The sequence below is a fragment of the Aeromonas sp. 602658 genome, from assembly GCF_049173005.1.
Lineage (GTDB): Bacteria > Pseudomonadota > Gammaproteobacteria > Enterobacterales > Aeromonadaceae > Aeromonas > Aeromonas veronii_A.
The window spans coordinates 17,272-36,799 of sequence record NZ_JAAKRF010000040.1; the positions used below are offsets into that span (position 1 = coordinate 17,272).

Annotated in this window: 13 protein-coding genes; 5 read left to right on the forward strand and 8 right to left on the reverse strand. The window is 61.9% G+C overall.

Annotation, left to right across the window (positions count from 1 at the left end):
- Positions 1-60: 60 nt before the first annotated feature.
- The 6 genes from recD to G5253_RS18550 all read right to left on the reverse strand — a co-directional run bounded on the left by recD (position 61) and on the right by G5253_RS18550 (position 10,822).
- Positions 61-2,124 (reverse strand): exodeoxyribonuclease V subunit alpha, encoded by a 2,064-nt coding sequence (gene recD, locus G5253_RS18525; protein ID WP_421203977.1) that lies wholly within the window; start codon positions 2,122-2,124, stop codon positions 61-63.
- Positions 2,121-5,729 (reverse strand): exodeoxyribonuclease V subunit beta, encoded by a 3,609-nt coding sequence (gene recB / locus G5253_RS18530; protein ID WP_421203979.1) that lies wholly within the window; start codon positions 5,727-5,729, stop codon positions 2,121-2,123. Before recB ends, recD begins: the two co-directional genes overlap by 4 nt.
- The gene (gene recC / locus G5253_RS18535) at positions 5,729-9,082 is read right to left on the reverse strand and encodes an exodeoxyribonuclease V subunit gamma (RefSeq protein ID WP_421203981.1); all 3,354 of its coding nucleotides are present in this window, start codon (positions 9,080-9,082) and stop codon (positions 5,729-5,731) included. Before recC ends, recB begins: the two co-directional genes overlap by 1 nt.
- 258 nt (positions 9,083-9,340) lie before the next feature.
- Positions 9,341-9,733, reverse strand: coding sequence for a DoxX family protein (locus G5253_RS18540; RefSeq protein WP_005336513.1), 393 nt, complete (start codon positions 9,731-9,733; stop codon positions 9,341-9,343).
- 39 nt (positions 9,734-9,772) lie between these two features.
- Positions 9,773-10,459, reverse strand: coding sequence for a pirin family protein (locus G5253_RS18545; protein WP_216952676.1), 687 nt, complete (start codon positions 10,457-10,459; stop codon positions 9,773-9,775).
- 30 nt (positions 10,460-10,489) lie between these two features.
- Complete coding sequence (locus tag G5253_RS18550; protein ID WP_013723379.1) at positions 10,490-10,822, reverse strand: hypothetical protein; 333 nt, start codon at positions 10,820-10,822, stop codon at positions 10,490-10,492.
- Positions 10,823-11,080: 258 nt separating this feature from the next.
- On the opposite strand from G5253_RS18550, the gene G5253_RS18555 reads away from it, so the two are divergent.
- Entirely contained in the window at positions 11,081-11,995 is a 915-nt protein-coding gene (locus G5253_RS18555) for a LysR family transcriptional regulator (protein ID WP_043821788.1), read from the forward strand.
- 99 nt (positions 11,996-12,094) lie between these two features.
- Positions 12,095-12,514: a hypothetical protein gene (locus G5253_RS18560; RefSeq protein WP_266135486.1), complete on the forward strand. Its 420-nt coding sequence runs from the start codon at positions 12,095-12,097 to the stop codon at positions 12,512-12,514.
- Positions 12,515-12,692: 178 nt separating this feature from the next.
- Here the strand turns inward: G5253_RS18560 and G5253_RS18565 are convergent, their stop codons facing one another.
- Positions 12,693-13,043: a hypothetical protein gene (locus G5253_RS18565; RefSeq protein ID WP_005355311.1), complete on the reverse strand. Its 351-nt coding sequence runs from the start codon at positions 13,041-13,043 to the stop codon at positions 12,693-12,695.
- Between the two features lie 199 nt (positions 13,044-13,242).
- On the opposite strand from G5253_RS18565, the gene G5253_RS18570 reads away from it, so the two are divergent.
- From G5253_RS18570 to G5253_RS18580, 3 genes are all read left to right on the forward strand, one after another.
- Entirely contained in the window at positions 13,243-13,965 is a 723-nt protein-coding gene (locus tag G5253_RS18570; protein WP_421203984.1) for a response regulator, read from the forward strand.
- Between the two features lie 33 nt (positions 13,966-13,998).
- Positions 13,999-15,360, forward strand: coding sequence for an ATP-binding protein (locus G5253_RS18575; RefSeq protein WP_162511657.1), 1,362 nt, complete (start codon positions 13,999-14,001; stop codon positions 15,358-15,360).
- Between the two features lie 140 nt (positions 15,361-15,500).
- The gene (locus G5253_RS18580; RefSeq protein WP_421203986.1) at positions 15,501-16,889 is read left to right on the forward strand and encodes a diguanylate cyclase domain-containing protein; all 1,389 of its coding nucleotides are present in this window, start codon (positions 15,501-15,503) and stop codon (positions 16,887-16,889) included.
- Between the two features lie 67 nt (positions 16,890-16,956).
- On the opposite strand, the gene G5253_RS18585 is transcribed toward G5253_RS18580, so the two are convergent.
- The gene (locus tag G5253_RS18585) at positions 16,957-18,909 is read right to left on the reverse strand and encodes a ligand-gated channel protein (protein WP_266135488.1); all 1,953 of its coding nucleotides are present in this window, start codon (positions 18,907-18,909) and stop codon (positions 16,957-16,959) included.
- Between the last annotated feature and the right edge of the window lie 619 nt (positions 18,910-19,528).

The window sequence follows — 19,528 nt, forward strand, 5'->3', positions numbered from 1 at the left end:
CCAAATGCTATTCGAAAACTCGCGTAAAAGTACGGTAAATCCCTTTACCGCCGCCATCAATCACTCCCCCAACCTCTCCGCCAATCCGGAATAACGCTCGGTCTTTTTCCTGACCGCTTGAGCCAGCAGGGCGCGATCGCCGTAGAGATCGAGCCGCGCCTTGGCGCGGGTGATGCCGGTATAGACCAGCTCGCGGGTCAGCAGCGGGCTGGGGCTGTCGGGCAGCACCAGCACGGTATGGGCAAACTCCGACCCTTGGGATTTGTGGATGGTCATGGCGTAGACAGTTTCGTGGGGCGGCAGCCGGCTTGGCAGCAGGGCCCGCAAGGTGCCGTCCGGCTGCTCAAACCATACCTTTAACCGGCCAGTTTCATCGGGCAGGCAGAGCCCCATATCGCCGTTATAGAGGCCGACGCCGTGATCGTTGCGCACCACCATCACCGGGCGACCGGCATACCAGTCGCCATCGCGGGCAATCAGGCCAGCCCGTGACAGGGCCAGTTCGAGCCGCTCGTTAAGCCCCAGCACGCCGAACGGGCCATCGCGCAGGGCGCAGAGGATCTGGAAGCTGTTGAATGCCTTGAATACGGCGGCGGGCGCTTCCCCCGCGCGGGCCGCTTTCAGATAGCTGCCGTAACCGGCCACCCCCTGGGCAATCAGGGCGTCGTAGGCCTCCCCGACCCAGGGGTGCAGGCTGATATCGGCGAATCCTGCGCCCCATACTGATTCCACCGCCGTGGCATCGCCGCTGTTGCAGGCGCGCGCCAGCTGGCCAATGCCCGAATGCTGATCAAAGCGCCAGCTCTTGGCCAGCAAACAGAGGCTATCGCGCACCGGTGCCCCTGCGGGTGTGCCCTGCAGGCGGTAGCCGGTCTGGCGGGAGAGCCAGTCCGCCTGCGCCGGGCTGATGCCCTGTTCGATAAAGCTGCAGATATCGCCGAGTACGGCCCCCGCCTCCACCGAGGCGAGCTGATCCTTGTCGCCGAGCAGGATCAGGCGGGCGTGGCTCGGCAGCGCATCGAGCAGGCGCGCCATCATCGGCAGATCGACCATGGAGGCCTCATCCACCACCAGCAAGTCGAGGTGCAGCGGGTTGCCCGCGTGGTGGCGGAACTGGCTGCGCCCCGGAATGACCCCGAGCAGCCGGTGCAGGGTGCCCGCCTCGGTGGGGATCGCCTCCACCCACTCGGGAGGCAGATCGAGGGCCTGCAGGGCAGAGCCGATACTCTCGGTGAGGCGCGCCGCCGCCTTGCCGGTGGGGGCCACCAGCCGGATCGCCGGGGCCTTGCCCGCTTGCAGGCCGGTCTCCACCAGAATGGCGAGCAGCTTGGCCACCGTGGTGGTCTTGCCGGTGCCGGGGCCGCCGGAGATCACCGCAAAGGGGCGCGCCGCCGCGGTGGCCGCCGCCAGCTTCTGGCCGTTGCAGCAGAGCGCCTCGGGCACCAGCGTATCCAGCTTGCTCAAATCACTCGCCGCCTGCGCACTGGCGAGCAGCCCTTCGATGGCGGGCCAATCCACTTCATTGGGGAACACCAGATCCAGATACTTTTCGATAAAGTGGCGGGCCGAGAAGTCGGGGGCGAGGCGGGCCTTGAGCAGCGCACCGAACACCAGCCCGTAGTCGCGGGCAAACAGCCGCGACAGGGCGGGAGCAATCTCCGGCCATTCGGCTCGCTCGCTCAGGGTACGCAGATGGCGGGCCACCCCCAGTTCAAAATCGTGGTAGCGGGTGAGGTAGAGCCGCCCGTGCCACAGCCGCAGCGGCCAGCGCGGGGCGAGCCCCTCATCCTGCTCGGTTCCAACCAGGGGACTCTCTGCAAACAGGGCGGGCCAGCGGGAAGGATCCGCCAGATCCAGCAACAGATCCCGGCTCTGCTGGGGATCCAGCCCGAACGGGCGCAGGGATCCGGCGATGAGCATCTCCAGCGGCAAACAGACATGGCCGCGCCCCAGTTCGAAGCAGGCGAGCGCCGCCCCCAGCACCAGCTCGGGGCTGCCGCCAAGGTCGGCCACCAGCCGGGCAAATTGCAGATCCAGCTGGCGGATGCGGCCAGCCAGCGCCAGTGTTTTCAACCGTTCAACCATCATTGCGCTGGCTGCGGTGCTGATCATGGTGCCGCTCATGCCTCTACCTCGTTTAATTCTGCTGATGAAACACCGCCTGAGCGATCACCATTTCTAAACAACTCATCCAGCCCCAACACCAGTTCACGGCTCGGGCGGGTATGGAAAATGCCCCCCTGCGGCATGCCGCGCAGGAACAGATAGAAAACCCCGCCAAAATGCTGCTCGAAGTCGTAGCCCGGCAGGCGCAGGGTGAGCAGCCGGTGCAGCGCCAGCGAGTAGAGCTGGTATTGCAGGTCGTAGCGGTGCTCGGCCATCGCCCGCTCCAGCGCCGGACGGCTGTAATCGGCGGGGCTCATGCCGAGGTGGTTCGATTTGTAGTCGAGCAGATACCAGCGCCCCTGCCACTCGAACACCAGATCGATAAAGCCCTTGAGCATCCCCTGCACAGTGGCAAAGCTGAGCGGCTTGTTGCCCCGCGACAACGGGTCGTGCTGCTGGCAGAGGGCGGTCAGCGCCGGTGCCGTCACCCGCCCCATGGGCAGGAAGAACTCCAGCTCCACCTGTTTGCGCTCGGGCGCCAGATCCCGCAGCCGTACCGGTTCGCCAAAGCCGGTATCGAGCGGGGTATCCAGCACCGCTTCGACCTGCTGTTGCAGCACGGGAGCCCAGCTCTCGTCGAAACCGTCTTGCAGCAACAAGCTGGCGATATGCTCTGCCAACGGCTCGCCTGCGGCGCTTTGAAAGTCGATGGTCTCGAACAGGCTGTGCAGCAGGGTGCCGGGGCGCGCCCCTTTCGGGAAGGTGAAGATGGAGGGCTGGGGCGCCTCCTCCGGTTGCTCGGAAACCAGCGCGGCCGCCTCGGTCACTACCTCGTCATCGAAGCCGGGGTTGGCCAAGACACCTTTGCTGTGACCATGGCCCTGCGCCGCCAGTCCGGAGTAGGAGCTGATCCACCAGTCCCGCTCAAGGGAGCCGCTAAAGTGGCGCACCTGCGGCTCGCCCAGCTGCTCCTCCTCTGGCGGCAGCGGGGCCGGACGGGTGAGCGAGGGCTCACCGACGGCCACCCCGGGCAGCGCCTGCGCCAGCTCGGTCAGGGCGGTCGCCAGCGTCTGCGCATCCCCCTCTTCACCCTTTTGCAGCAGGTAGCCGATGGCGGTGTGGTGCAGATCGGTCTTCTCCGACTTGCCAGCCCCCGCCCGCACCGGCGCCAGCCCCAGCCAGGTGGCGTAGACGCCCCGGGTCAGCGCCACATAGAGCAGCCGCAAATCTTCGGCAAGGCGCTCCCTGTCCGCTTCGGCGAGCGACGAGTCGGCGCCGGTCAGATCGAGAATGGTGCGATTGTCCGCCTCATCCGCCTCGTGATAGAGCGGGGTCTCGGCGGTTCTGTGGCTGCAGATAAAGGGCAGGAACACCAGCGGGTACTCCAGCCCCTTGGATTTGTGGATGGTGACGATCTGCACCAATTTCCGCTCGGATTCGAGCCGCAGTACCTGCTCCGCATCCTGGCCGTTGGGGCGGCTCACCGCCTCCCCCAACCAGCGCAGCAGGGCATACTCCCCGTCCAGCTCGCTGCTCACCTGTTGCAGCAGCTCGCCAAGATGGAGGAAGTTGGTCAGCCGCCGCTCGCCATAGGGGCTCGCCAACAGCGAAGAGGCGAGATTGCGCCGGTGCAGCAGGGCCCGCAGCATCGCCAGCACGCCGCGGCGGTGCCAGATCTTGCGGTACTCCATAAACTCCTGCACCGCGCTCTCCCACGCCCGCTCGTCGCTGGCCAGTCCATCGAGCGCCTTGGCATCGAGATCAAACAGGCCGGTCGCCAGCGCCGCCCGCAGGCTGCGCTCATCGCTCGGGTTCTGGCAGGCGTGCAAAATCAGCAGGATCTCCCGCGCCTCCGTCTGCTCCAGCACGCTCTCGCGGTTCGACAGATAGACGGAGGCGATGGCAAGCCGCGCCAGCTCCTGCTGCACCAGCTTGCCCTCGGCGCCGGTGCGCACCAGCACGGCGATATCCCCGGCCTTCACCGCTTTGTCGCCGATGAGCGCCTTGCCCTCGCGGGCCAGCGTCAGCAGGCGGTGGATCTCGGCGGCGGTGGCGCGGGCCATCTTGCTCTGGTAATCCCCCCGGTTGAAGGTGGGCTGGCCGGTCAGCTGCCAGCAGTGGAGCACAGGGGCGGTAACGCCATCGAGCTGCAGCGCCTTGCTCTTGCCCTGCGCCTCCACCGGCAGGAAGGGGATATCCGCCTCGTAGATAAAGGGATCCTTGGCCCGCTCGAACAGGCCGTTGACCGCCCCCACCAGCGCACTGCTGGAGCGCCAGTTGCGCCCTAGGGTGTAGTGGGCGCTCACATTTCGCCGCGCCTGAATGTAGGTAAAGATGTCGGCGCCGCGAAAGCCGTAGATGGCCTGCTTGGGGTCACCAATCATCAATAGCGCCGTGTCGGTGTGGCCGCCGTAAAGCCGATGGAAGATGCGGTACTGCTGGGGATCGGTATCCTGAAATTCGTCGATCATCGCCACCCGGTAGGTGGCGCGAATCCGCTCGCACAGCCGCTCGCCAAGGCTTGAGCCAAGCGCCCCATCGAGGTCTTTGAGCAGGTCATCGAACGAGAGCTGATGGGCTTGGCGCTTGCTGGCCTGCATCCGGCTGCGCACTACTTTGGCGGCCCGTTGCAGGATCAGATCCCGAATACCGGGGCGGCTGGCCAGAAGCTCGTCTATCTGACTGAACAGCGGCAGGGTCGGCACAGCGCCCCCCTTCTTGAGGTTCTCCTCCAGCACCGTCTGGCCAAAGCGCTCCAGCTCCTTGGGGATGGCGTAGCCACTGCTCTCGTCCTGTGCCCAGTCGGCTATCTTGGCAAGCCACCCTTCGTAGTTCTTGCCGGTGTAGCGGCTGATCTGGCCGTCGGTCTGGCGGCGGATCTCGTCCCCTTGCGCCAGCCATTCGCTCTTCACCGCCGCGATGCGACTCATGGCCGCCTGATGGCGGGCGGCGAGGGTCTCATCCCCTAGCACGGGGTGGATCTCCAGCTCGCTGTTGTCGAGCCAGCTGCCCATCTCCCGCAGCAGGGCGGCGGGGCTCGGCCAGAGCGCGCGCACGGCGCTGGCGAGGGCTTTATCCACCGGATAGAACTCGGCGCGCCAGTAGTCACTCACCGCCTGCAGCCTGAGCTGGCTGTCGTCGGTAAGAAATTCGGTTTCAAAGAGGGCACCCGATTCGAAGGCGTTCTGCTTGAGCATCCGCTGGCAGAAGCCGTGGATGGTAAAGACCGCCGCCTCATCCATCTGCCGCTCGGCGGCCAGCAGGCGACGAGCCGCCAGCTCGTGATCGCCTACCTCGGCCAGCAGCATGTTCAGCAGGGCATCATTACTATAACCACGCATAAAGGCGAGCCGCGCCTCGTGGATGCGACCGCGGATCCGCCCGCGCAGCTCGGCGGTGGCCGCTTCGGTAAAGGTCACCACCAGAATTTCGGTCACCGAGAGGGGCCGTTCGTGGGCGCTCGGCTGACCGGCATCGGCGCCCTCGCCGATCATGGGGCCGTGGCCCAGCAGCAGGCGCAGGTAGAGACCGGCGATGGTGTAGGTCTTGCCGGTACCGGCGGAGGCTTCGATCAGTCGTTCACCATGGAGGGGAAAACGCAATGTATTGAGCGGGTTAGCCATTATTTCAGCTCCTCCAGGGTCTTGAGCAGCGGGGTCAGGTGTTCGCGGGCCAGCGCCTGCAACTGCCCCAGCACCTCCTCATCGAGTTCGGGGAAGCAGCGGGCGACGTAAACGTCTTGCCCCTCCCCATTGATCATCCAGCCGCCATTGAAACGGGTGAGGGCCGCCTTGTCGGCCGCCTCCGGCTTGTCGGGATCCTTCTCGATCGCCTTGAGCCAATCCCAGGCGGTGTTGGGGAAAAACGGCAGCGGCCGCTTCATCCCCTGCGCCCAGCACGCCACCAGCGCCGCCAGCTTGGGCCGCGCCTCGTCGGCCGACAGCGCAGGCAGGCGCAGACTCTGCTTGGCATCGAACAGCAGGGTGTCGCCGGGGGCGTCGCTCAATGAGAGGCAGAGGTGCTGGATCCAGCCCAGCAGCAGATCCTTGCCGTTGAAGCTGCCGGGTTTGACCACCAGCAAGCGCCCCTTCTGAGTGTCGATCCACCCTTGCAGCTGACCCTGAGTCAGCGAGATATCGATCTCCACCGCCTGCTTTTCTGACTCATTGGCAGCAACCCATGGCCGCAGCCGATCCGCCAGCTTGCCCATCTCGGCATCCAGATCGTCCAGCAGCAGGCTGCCGAACCACCCTTGCGGCAGCAGGCCGGTGAGCTGCAACCGCTCGCGACGCTCGGTGCTATCTCCTTCCGCCAGATGGGCATCGAGCAGCAGATCTTTCAGCTGATAATGTTGCAGGCCATCCAGCTCGAACGGCTCGCTGTCCTCGATGTTGGCTTCGTTCAGCTCAAACCACACCTTGAGGCGGCGGTTGAGGAAATATTTGGTGGGCTGGCGATAGAAGCGCAGCAGCTCCGCCAGTTCCAGCCCCTGCTCCTTGCCCCATTCGGGAGGTAAAGGCAGCTCGCCGCTCTGGAAGTTGGCCGCGCCGCGCACCGGATTGAGGGCGGGTAGCCAGTCGGCGGCATAGGTAAAGAGGCGCGAACCCGCCTCCGGGTAGAAGTAGTTGCGGCTGTAGGGGGTGAGCGGATGCGCCACCATCAGGTGGCTGAGCAGCCGCTTGCCGGAGGTTTCGTCGTCCAGATCCTCATCCCCCACCAGCACAAAGCCCTGCCGCACATAGTCGATCAGTTCCGCCAGCAGCACCGATGGCACCTTGTCGCTGTTGTCCTGCGCGCTGAATCCCTGATAGCTGATATAGAGCCCCTGCTGGGCGCTGAGCAGCGCCTCGAGGAAGAGGTAGCGGTCATCATCACGACGGGAGCGATCCCCGCGCCGCGAAGCCACCGCCATCAGATCGAACCCCATGGGGGCCAGGGTGCGCGGATAGACGCCGTCGTTCATGCCGAGCAGGCAAACCTGCTTGAAGGGAATGGAGCGCATCGGCATCAGGGTACAGAAGTTCACCTGACCGGCGAGGAAGCGCTGGCTGGAGCGGGACTCTCCCAGCACGCTGCCGAGGTAATCCTGCAACAGATCGGCGGTGATGGGCTGCTCGAAGCGGGCCTCGCCGAGCCGGGTCTGCCACTCGGCCAGTTGGCTGCGAATAAGCTGTAGCTGACGCTCTTCATCCTCGTCGGCCAGATAGAAGCGCTCCAGCAGCGCCAGCAGGCAGGCGTTCCACTCGGCCAGCGACTGCGCCTGTTGCAGGCGGGGCAGGAATTCGGCCAGCGAATCGACAAACCAGGCGAGCTTGCCGAGCGCCAGCCCCTGCTGTCCCTCTATATCGGCGTAGGGCAGGATGCCCGCCACCGGCTCGCCATCCCCCATGGCAAAGCCGAGCAGCATGCGGCGCAGGCCGAACAGCCAGCTGTTGCCGGACATGGGTGGCAGATCGAAACGGACGGGGTAGCCGTCATCCAACCCCCAGCGGATGCCGGTCTCCTGCACCCAGACCCGCAACTGGTTGAACTCGTCGTCATCCAGCTCGAAGCGGCGCAGCACGGCGGGCACCTCGAGAATGGCCAGCAGCTCCCCTGCCCCGAAGCGGGCGTTGGGCAGCCTGAGCAGGGCGAGGAAGCTTTGCAGCAGCGGGCTCTCCTGACTCGCCGCCCGATCCGATACCGCAAACGGGATCTGACCCCGTGCACCAAACACCGCCTGAATGTAGGGGCCGTAGCTGTTCACATCCGGCATCATTACCACCACGTCTTTCGGGGTGAGGGTCGGGTCCTGCTCGAACAGCGCCAGCAGCCGGTCGTGCAGCACTTCCAGCTCCCGCATCGGGCCGTGGCAGGCGTGGATCTGCAAGGATCCATCCGCCGGATCGATCGGGCTCTTGTGATGGCTGCTGTCGAGATCGAACTGGCCGGCGCCCCGTTCTGCCAGCTCCAGCACATCCTTCTGGATGGCGCGCAGCAGGCTGACATTGCCCTTGGCGTCCACCTCGTCGATATCGACGAAAGCCTCGATTTGCGGCACCTCCAGCTCCATCAGCTGATGCAGGTAGTCGCGCCCCAGCTTGCCCATGGAGGCGAGCAGCGGGTTGGCGGGGCCTTGCAATGTCTCGATGTCGGTACCGGGTTTGAGCTTGTTCTCCAGCCGAGCCAGGGTCTTGCGATCCAGCAGATCCCCCCAGTAGTAACGGCAGGGGTTGGTGACGAACAGGTGCACCTCCACCTCCGGTCGGCTACCGAGGGCCAGCAGCGCCTCCACATAGCGCGGCGGCAGCGCCGAGATGCCGAACACGAAGACCCGTTGCGGCAGCTTGCCCGGCAGATCGGCGGTGCGCGCCAGCTCGTGGATAAACTCCTCGTAGAGGTTGGCGCGGTGGTAGCCGCTCGGAGAGAGCGCCAGGGTGCGGGCCACCAGCTCGCGCCACAGCTCGGGCTGCCAATCCTGACCGCTCACCCCGGCCAGCTCCTGACTCAATCCTTCCCCCTCTTCCCAGCGGGCGATCCAGTCCGGCCGGTAGACCAGATACTGGTCAAAGAGATCCGCCACCTTCTGGCAGAGCTGCCACAGCCGCACCTGCTCGGGATCCTGGGCGGGATCCTCCTCATCTCCCCCGCCCAGATAGGCGGCGAGCGGGGCAAAGGCGGGCCTGTCCAGCAAGGCGGGCAGAATGGTCATCAGCTGCCAGCTCATGGAGCCCTTGTTGTAGGGGCTCTGACGCGGTACATCCGCCAGCACCCGGGTGAACATCTCCCAGATAAAGCTGGCGGGCAGCGGAAAGTCGATATTGGCGGCGATGCCGAAGGCTTTGGCCAGCTCCAGCTTGAGCCACTGGGCCATGCCCGGACTCTGTACCAGGATCTGCTCCCGCTCGAAGGGGTGAGAGAGAGGGGCCTGCCGGATGCGGCTCACCAGCAGCTCTTTGAGCAGATCCAGCTGATTGGAGTGGTAGAGGGTAAACATGAGCAATTCCCGCCTGTGGATGAGAGGGGGCGAGGGAAAAGGCGAGCCATTTCCGTCACTTCACAAGAGTGAGAATTGTCGGGGATCGAAGGGGAAGATGCAAAAGGCTCTTGTGGCCAGCAGGCGGGCAAACCGCTGAACCATGAGGGGCGCCGCAGATTTGTGCCGTCACCTCACCTACCCGGAAAACGCAGACAGAAAAAAGCCGGTGCAGTTGCACCGGCCAAAAGGCATTGGAAAACTTGACTCTTCAGGGCATTACCAGTTTTTGCCGAGACGGGCATCCACACTGAAAGCCCCTGCTCCGGCCGCCGCCAGCGCCAGGAAACCACCGGCCACTGAGACGTTCTTCATAAACATCAGCATCTGCATCTGTTCGGCAGGCTGGTAGTGGAAGATAAAGGCAGCCATCAGGGTGAAACCGGCCAGCAGCACGGAGAGGCTGCGGGTAAAGAGACCCAGCACGACGGCAAGGCCACCACCCAGCTCAAGCAGGATCACCAGCGGCAACATAAAGCCGGGCACACCCATCGCTTCCATATAGCCCTGAGTACCGGCATAGCCGCCGATCTTGCTCCAGCCAGCCATTACGAACATCAGCGCCAGCAGTACACGACCCGCCAGCAGCGCTACATCTTTCATCTTGTCCATTTCATATTCCTCGTTTGTGTCACATCACCGCTGACTGCTTCAGGGTAGGTCAAATAACAGGGCTTGGCTGGCACTGGTCGCAACCAGCTCCCACCGGTATTCATCACGACTGAGTACCCCGTCGCCGGGTCGGGCAGCCAGACCGTTGGCGGCAAGCGTACCTGAAATCATCTGCAGGTAACCGTGTCGGCCAGCCAGTGCCCATTCGAGCGTCTCGCCCGGGGCCAGTTCCAGCCGCCATACGCGGGCCTGTTGGCGGATCCGCAGCGATCCCGCCTCGCCATCCGGTGACGCTACCAGCGTCATGCCCGGTCTGGACTCGATCTTCTTCTGCTGATACCCGGGTGGCGTGCCGAACTCGTTCGGCTCGATCCAGATCTGCAACAGGGAGAGGGGTTCCGTCTGCGAGGGGTTGTACTCGCTGTGGCGGATCCCGCTACCTGCACTCATCAGCTGGAAATCCCCTGCCGGGATCTGCTCGGCATGGCCGAGGCTGTCCTTGTGCTCTATGGTGCCTTGCAGCACGCAGGTGAGGATCTCCATATTGGCGTGAGGGTGGGTGGCGAATCCGCCACCCGGCGCAACCAGATCCTGATTGATCACCCGCAGTACCGAGTGTCCCATCCACTCCGGGTCATAGTAGTGACCGAAGGAGAAACTGTGGCGCGCGTCCAGCCAGCCAAAGTTGGCCTTGCCCCGCGCTTCTGCGGCTCTCAATTGCATCATGGTGTGCTCCTCATCTACCGGGACGGTTGATTAACGCTGTTTGCCGCTACCGATACCGAACGGAATACGGTATTCGCTGCTCTGGTCAGCCAGGCTGACGGTCAGGTTGCCCTGGGTACGGCTCGGGATCCGCACCTGCTGGGTGCCTGTCAGGTTGGCGTGGACTGATGCCAGCAGATCGCCAGACTCGTCACGCACTTCCAGCATAGGATTGGCTTTGCCATCCATTGCGGCAGTGGCGTTCCAGTTCACAAACAGCACGCCGGGCATGGCATTGAAGTCAGCCGGTACGGAAGCCTGGGCGAAACCAGTGGTCATCAGGCCTGCAACGGCCAGCATCTTGATTACGTTTTTCATGTTCATTCACTCTCTTGTTTTATATGTCATTGCCAAGGCCTTTTCGGCCAGAATCAATGCATCCATGCAAGAGGTCATTCAAATAGTGTGTTGTTCTTTCACCGACGTCAGACAGACCTATTTGGTGTGTCACAGTACGGAACTACCCGCATATTTGGCCGCTCGACGTTCCTGCCTAAGCGTTGATTGAATATTAAAGTGACATGACCTAACTTGTTAGCGAGATAAACTGGCAAACATATTCAAAAAAATTGAAGGTGAGGAATGGCCAAGGAATCGAACAAGGAGCGGGCGCTGACCCTGGAGGCAATCCGGGTGCTGGACGCCATCGACCGCCGCGGCAGCTTTGCGGCGGCGGCCGACGAGCTGGGCAAGGTCCCCTCGGCATTGAGCTACACAGTGCAGAAGCTGGAGGATGAACTGGATGCCATGCTGTTTGACCGCAGCGGCCACCGCACCAAGTTCACACCGGCGGGGCGCATGCTGCTGGAGCGCGGCCGGGTACTGCTGGAGGCAGCCGAGCATCTGGTGGGAGAGACCCGGGCGCTGGCCCGTGGCTGGGAGACCGACATCACAGTCGCCGTCGATGCACTGGTCCCGGTGCAGGCCCTCTACCCCTTGGTGGAGAAGCTGGCCGAGCAGACCGATACCCGACTGCGGCTGCGGGCCGAGGTGCTGGCGGGTAGCTGGGAGTGTCTGGAAGATGGTCGCGCCGACCTGCTTATCTCCTCCATCAACCCCGACATCATGATGACCGGCATCAAGCATCAGGTGATCAAGGACGAGGTGATGCTCTACGTCGCCCATCCCGATCACCCGCTGCATCAGGAGCCGGAGCCTCTGGCTGACGAAACCCTGCGCCGCTATCGCGCCATCGCCGTCGCCGATACCGCCCTGCGCAAGCCGGTGCTCACCTACCGCCTGCTGGACAAGCAGCCGCGCCTCACTGTCAGCACCATGACGGAGAAACGGGATGCCCTGCTGGCAGGGATCGGCGTCGGCACCATGCCACAGAGCTGGATTGAGGAGGACATCCGGGCCGGACGACTCAAGGTGATCAGCCCCGAATATCGCCATCAATTGCAGGTGGTGCTGGCCTGGCGGCGAGACACCATGGGCAAGGCCAAAAGCTGGCTGGTGCGGGAGATACCAAAACTGTTTGCAACTGGTGAGAAATGAGATCCAGTTAACAGAAATGTTAATTGCATGCCTCACTTGACGCCCAATATCTTTGCTGATTTCATAGCCGCCTCATTGAACCCATGGAAGCTGTAGAAAATGAAAAAGAGTTTGCTGGTTGCCCTCACCACCCTGCCCCTGTTTGCCAATGCCGGCCTGATGGACTCGCTGACCGACAGCGTCACCAGCAGCGTCAAGGATGCGGCCAGCACTGCCGTATCCGGTGCCATGGACAGCGCATCCAACGAAGCCATCAAAAAGGCACTGGATATCAAGGAAGGCGGCTCCAACAAGCAGGCAGTCAAAGATAAGCTGGGCTCTCCTGCCACCACCAAGACTGAATCCGGTCTGGAAGTGTGGACCTATGATCTGGATGCCCTGAACAAGGCCTCTCCGCTGCTGGCAGAAACCACCAAAACCCTGCTGAAAGATACCGACGCCGCCAAGAAAAACGTGGTCATCAAGTTCGAAGGCGAAACCGTCAAGAAAGTAGAACTGACCGACAAGACTCAGGGCTAAGTTCGCTCGTCCGGTGAAGTGGGTTGCACACTCGCACCGACACAGATAGCAAGAGGGGGAGCATCATGCTCCCCCTCTTTTATTGGCAATCACCAGCGCTCAGCCAAGCTGCGTCTCAACGCAGTAAGCGCAAAAAGGGTGGCCTAGGCCACCCTTGGGTTGATAACAGCAGTCGCTGTTACTGGTTCGCTTCGGCAAACTGCTTCATCGCTTCGGCGTGCTTGGTCATGCCGGCGGCACGCTCGTTGAGCTTCTTGATGAACTCCGCCTTCTTGGCCGGATCTTCAATGCGGTCATAACGTTGCTGCAGGTTGGCCTGGATCTGCTCCGGGGTCATGTTCTGCATGCGGGCCATCTTGTCGTGGCGACCACCGTGGTGTTTGCCACCCATCATGCCACCACCGTCCATCGGGCAATCCACCATGGCACCGGGCTGGCCGGTGGGGGCTGCTTCACTGGCTGCATAGGCGCCCAGCGGCAAGCCAAGGATCAGGGTGGCGGTCAGCAGGGTTTTGGTCAGCTTTTTCATGGTCTATCTCCTGTAGGGATGATTCTGGTTCGGCGCTCTTGCCTTGCCCTCAAGTAAACACCCTATCGGTGTCTGAACTTTGCCAGCATCGTCCTTTTTTGTAGCAGAGTGTGGCATCGTGCGGATCTGGCACACTTTGACACAAACCGCCGGGCGGATTTTCGTATACTCGTGCCAACGCCAAGCAGGGGAGGTATTCATGAACCAGAGCAACACCCACATTCTGGTGGTCGACGATCACAGCGAGATCCGCGATCTCTTGAAACGCTTTCTGGAACAGCACGGCCTGCGGGTCAGCTGCGCCCGGGATGGCAAGGAGATGAAGCGACTGCTGGAGGAGCGGGAGTTCGACCTGCTGGTGCTGGATCTGATGATGCCGGGTGAAGATGGCCTGACCCTCTGCCGCGAGCTGCGGGTCAAATCGAACCTGCCCATCATCATGCTGACTGCTATGGGGGAAGAGACCGACCGCATCATCGGATTGGAGATGGGGGCCGACGACTATCTGGCCAAGCCTTTCAATCCGCGCGAGCTGCTGGCGCGGATCAAGGCGGTGATGCGCCGCACCCAGGCAGAAACCCAGCCCGCCGCTGAAACCCTGACCCGGGATCTGCGCTTCGATCGCTGGCTACTCGACGTCAATCGTCGGGAGCTGGTCGATGAGGATGGGGTGGGCCTCAGCCTCTCCACTGCCGAGTTCGATCTGCTCAAGGTGTTTCTGGAACGCCCGCTGCGAGTGCTGAGCCGGGATCAACTGCTGGATCTGGCCCGTGGCCGCGAGGCGGTGGCCTTTGATCGCGCCATCGATACCTTAGTGAGCCGCCTGCGCCGCAAGCTGGAGCGGGATCCCAAGAATCCGGAGCTGATCAAGACCATTTGGGGTGGCGGCTATATGTTCTCCGCCGACGTGACGCAGGTTTAAGCAGTGGGCACCTTGCGACGACTGTGGGCACGGATGTGGCCCAAGGGGCTGACCGGCCAAATCATTCTGGTGGCGCTGGCAGGGTTGATCCTGATCCAGCTGCTCAGCATCCAGATATACCGCACGGATCGGGAGGAGGCGCTCGGCTTCGTCAACAGCCGCAACGCCATGCAGCGGATCATCTCTGTGGTCAGGCTGCTCTCCCTCTCCCCCCCGTCCCTCTATGACGAGATCCTCAAGGCGAGCCGCAGCGAGACCCTGCTGCTGCGCCTCTCCGACGAACCGCTGCAACCGGATAACCGCAGCCCCCGCTTCGAGCAGCTGGTGCGCTCGCGCCTCAACTACCCCCCCGGCCTCACTGTCGAGATCAGCGCCGAGCTGAAAGAGGATAACCAGCGCAGCAAAGCATGGGAGCATCACGCCCGCATGATGCGGGATCGCAAGGGGCCACCCCCGCCGCGGGACATGCGGCTCTACGGCTCCATCGAACTGCCGCAGGGGGGCTGGCTGCAGTTCAGTTCGCTGGTCGACAAGGAGGCGGGCAGCTGGTCGTGGCAGACCACCCTCAACCTGATGCTGGTCGCCAGTCTGGTGATCGGGCTGATGGTGCTGCTGTTTCGTCGCGCCACCCGCCCGCTCAAGCAGCTGGCAGGCAATGCGGAGCGGCTAGGACGGGGCGAGGATATCGAGCCCTTGAAAGAGGAGGGGCCGACCGAAATCCGCGAATCGATTCAGGCCTTCAACCGGATGCACACCCGGCTCGACCGCTTCGTGCAGGACAGAACCCGAATGCTGGCGGCCATCTCCCACGATCTGCGCACCCCCATCACCAGCCTGCGGCTGCGTACCGAATTTCTGGCCGATAGCGAGGACAAGGAGCGCATCCAGCAGACCCTGCAACAGATGGAGCAGATGCTGGCCGCGACCCTCAGCTTTGCTCGCGAGGAGGGGCAGCAGGAGGCCACCCGCGAGCTGGATCTGGTCAGCCTGCTGGTCAGCCTGTGCGATGACTATGCCGATACCGGCCAGCCGGTCACCTGTCTGGCGGAGGGCAAAGAGGTCTACGCCTGCCGGGCCAACACCCTGCGCCGGGTGCTGCAGAACCTGATCGGCAACGCCATCAAATATGCCGGCAGCGCCGAAGTGTCGCTGGAGCGACGCAAGGAGGAGCTGTTGATCCGGGTCTGCGACAACGGGCCAGGGATCGATCCTGCGCGGCTGGAAGATGTGTTCAAACCCTTCGTACGGCTAGACGAAGCGCGCAACACCGAGTCCGGCAGCGTGGGGCTCGGGCTCTCCATTGCCCGCACCCTGGTCCATCAGCACGGCGGCGAACTGACCCTGCTCAATCGGCCACAAGGTGGGCTGGAGGCGCGGATCAGCCTGCCGCTGTAAGTAGTCACTCTATCCGCCGACCTTGTCATGGCGCCGTTTACATCATGCAAACTTCATCATTTGAGCGCTTGTTCTTCGATCAGAAAGGTGGTGATAATCGGTGACCACGGGACGGTATACGGCAACGGATTGGAGCAAGGATGGCCTCTTCCAGGACAGGAGTCATAGTCAGTATCGGATGGGGGCTCCTGCTGCTCGCCCTTGCCCTGCCTGCCTGGGCCAAAGCCCCGGAAGAGCCGATCATCATTACCAACTCCAAAGCCTGGCAGCCCTTCTCCTATATCAATGAGTCGGGCCAGCCGGATGGCCTGCTGATCGATTTGTGGCGTGAATATGCCCGGGTGACCGGCCAGAAGATCGAGTTCAGGCTGGTCGACTGGCAGGGCTCCCTCGACCTGCTCCATGAGGGGAAAGCGGATGTTCACGCCGGACTGCTCTGGTCACCGGAGCGGGACAAACTGTTCGACTATGGCCGGCCTCTCGCCCAGCTCGACTCCCAACTCTTCTTCTCGAGCGAATTGCGCGGCACCGATGTCCACTACTACCTGCTCCATGAAACGGTCGGTGTGGTAGCCGGTGGCTACGAGGAGTATTACGCCAGACGCTACTTCCCCGGCACCAGACTGCAAACCTTCAATGACAATGACACCCTGCTGGCTGCGGCCTTCAAGGGTGAAGTGAAGGCCTTTATCGCCGATCTGCAGGTCGCCAACTTCTACATATATACCTCGGACGATCCCACCCGCTTTATTCCGGTTCGCCACCTCTATACCGACCAGATCCGCTTTGCAGTGAAAAAGGGCGACCTTGCCCTGTTAAACCGGCTGGAAGAGGGGTTCGCCAAGCTCAAAGAGAGCGATCGGGAGCGGATCATCCGCAAATGGATGCATGTCGAAACCGTCTACCCCATCCATCTCGGTCCCTGGCTGCTGTTGGCCGGAGTGTTAATCATGGTGGCCTACATAGTGCAACTGCGCCGCGCTGTTGCCAGCCGTACCACCGAGTTGAGCCGCGCCAACGCCAGACTGGAGAAGCAGGCCAGTACCGACCCCCTGACCGGCCTGCTCAACCGACGGGCATTCATGCCTGCCATGGAGCAACGACTGGCAAGCGGGGAGCCCTGTGCTCTACTGCTTTTCGATGTGGATCACTTCAAGGAGACCAATGACCGCTTTGGTCATGGCATCGGGGATCTGTTGCTGGAAAAGCTGGCCACGACTGTGACGAACCTGTTACCCGAAGAGGCTCTGCTGGCTCGCATCGGCGGCGAGGAGTTTTGCCTGCTGCTGCCGTTGGCCACATTGGCAGAGACAGAAGAATGGGCCGAGCGCATCTGCCTGGAGAGCAACCGGCAAACCCTGTACACCAGCAGCGGCGAGGTGACCCTCTCCATCAGCACCGGGGCAGTCTGGGTCGCCGCAGAGAGAGAGGCTGATGCCGAGCAGCTACTACGGCAGGCTGACGCCCTCATGTATCAGGCCAAGGGACTGGGGCGCAATACCTGGCAAGCCGCCCCCTATCAGGCATAGCCCTCTGACGGACGCGCAATAAAAACGGCCGCCATCAGAAGATGGCGGCCGCATGAGACGTTTCCTATCAGAAGTTGTAGGTCACGCCCAGGTTGTAGCGGCGACCATCCAACACAGTGCCATAGCTGCTGTAATCCACCGTCTTGTCGAACAGGTTGTAGACCCCTGCGGTCAGAGCCAGATGCTTGTTGGCCTTGTAGACCAGGCCCATGTCAAAGAAGGTGTAGGAAGGAGTCCCCTCCGCCATCTTGACACGGCTCAGGTACTCGGAGGTCTCGCCACGGAAGTTGACCCGTGACCAGAGGCTGAGATCCTCGGTGGTTTGCCAGTCAACACTGCCGTTGAACATGTGACGGGGCATCTGGTTGAGGGCATGACCCGCCAGTGGACCACTCTTCTGCTCGGACTGGGTAAAGGTGTAGCTGGAGCTGACCGACCAATCCTCGTTGATAGCCCAATCCATCATCCCCTCGACCCCGCGCATGTTCGCCTTGTCGACGTTGACCCGATCACTGATGAAGTCATAACTGTACCCATTGAGGGTACAGGCGGGATCACTCTTGCTGGTGCAGCGACGCACTTCGGAGATCTTGTTCTTGAAGTCGGTGTTGAACAGGGTAACCCCGGCGTTGAAACCCTGATGACCGTTCCACAGCAGACCGATCTCTTCACTCACGCTAGTCTCGGGTTTGAGGTCCGGGTTACCGACAAGCATACCATCCAGGCTGCCACCACCGGTGACCTGACCCCAGTTGGCCGCCGACATCCGCAAGTCAGGAGAGCGGTAACCGGTCGATACGCCTCCTTTCAAGGTCCAGCTATCATCCAGATGCCAGACGCCGTAGAGGCGCGGGCTCCAGTGAGAACCGTAGTTCTGGTCCCGATCCATGCGGGCGCCACCGGTCAGGGCAAAGCTGTCAGTGAGTGACCACTCATCCTCGACAAACATCGCCCAGCTCCAGCGGGTCAGCTGCTCGGCAGGGTTGGCCACTTTCAGGGTATTGCCCTGATCGTGCAGATCCTCATAGCGATACTGACCACCGACGCTCAGGTAGTGATCACCCAGAATAAACTGGGTATGGGTATCTGCGATGGTGTTGGTGAGCTCCATCTGGCGGCCGGGGTTGGTATTGATCTCCTGCTGCAGATAGCTGCTGGAAGAGCCGAAATCATACTGGCCATCATGGGTCAGCGCATAGTTGGTGCGCTCGTAGCGGTTAAGGCTATCTTTCGCCTTGGCAGCCAGCGAATTGCCGGCCGTGCGATCCCGATCCTGCAGACTGCGACTGGCCTCCAGATCGAAGCGGTTATGGTCATCAGGCTTGAAGCTGAGCACCGCCGTGCCACTGCGAGTCTCCTGCTCCGCAAAACCCTGGATAAATTTGTCTTCACCACGATGGGCGAGCTGCCCGTTGAAACGCAGCCCCAACACGCCATCGATCAGTGAACCTGCGGTGTAGGCATCGGTCTGGAAACTGTTGCCAGCATCCTTGTTCTCCTGGAAGGTCGAATCAGCATGAACCGAGCCCTGCCAGGCCAGACCGGTGGTCTTGCGGGTAATGACGTTAATCACGCCCCCCATGGCATCGGAACCATAACGGGATGACATGGGACCACGGACGACCTCAATCCGCTCAATCGCCTGCAGTGGCGGCAGCCAGCCCTGCTCGATACCCGGACCATCGCTGTTCGGGCGAGTGCCACGGCTATCCACCTTCTTGCCATCAACCAGCATCAGGGTGTATTTCGAGCCCATACCGCGAATGCTGATATCACTGCTGCTGCCACCACCGGTCACCACAACACCGGGAACATCCTTCAGGGCGTCAGTCACATCGCGATAGGCCCGCTTTTCCAGCTGCTCACGGGGAATCACGGAGATGGAGGCGGCAGAGTCTTCAATCTTCTGCTGGAAGCCGGAAGCGGTGACGACCATCACCTCTTGTTCGGCAGCATAGGCCTGGGTCGCAAGAAGGGAGCAGATCAGCAAGGCAAGCTTGTTCGGTTTCACTGTTGTCATGTTTTAGCCTGAACATTATTAGTAGGAAGGTGACGTATTCCCTTACTTCACTCATTACAACGCCCTAGCATCCGGCCAGACGCAGCATTAGAAAAGGCTCATTTGAAAATCACTTTATTAATCAGCCCGCATTGTAACGACCTCGCCAGAATCATTCAAACAATAATCATTATCATTTGATTCATGTGGTATTCCTGCAGCAGAATCGCTCATTCTTGATAAGAGACTGTTTTAATGGAATAAATCCATAAGCAAAAAAGGGATTACACAAACAAGTGGAAGCGATGACGTACCGTTGCAAGATGGCCTGATTTAATCGTCATGCACTATGGCCAAGGTGGGGTGTGATGCGATACAGAGCTGGAAACAGTAGCAAGAACGCCAACAGGGGGAAGGTATTGCCATCGCGGTGGGATGTCGGCAGCTCACCAGCAGGCTAAAACATCAAAACCCAGTCGTCAGACTGGGCTTTGTGTTGGTTCTGGTGTGCAAAACTGTGGATCACTGGGCAAAAACGCCCATAGCAAAAAGGCCTTCCCATCAGGGAAGGCCTTCAAATTAGTGGCGGAGCGGACGGGACTCGAACCCGCGACCCCCGGCGTGACAGGCCGGTATTCTA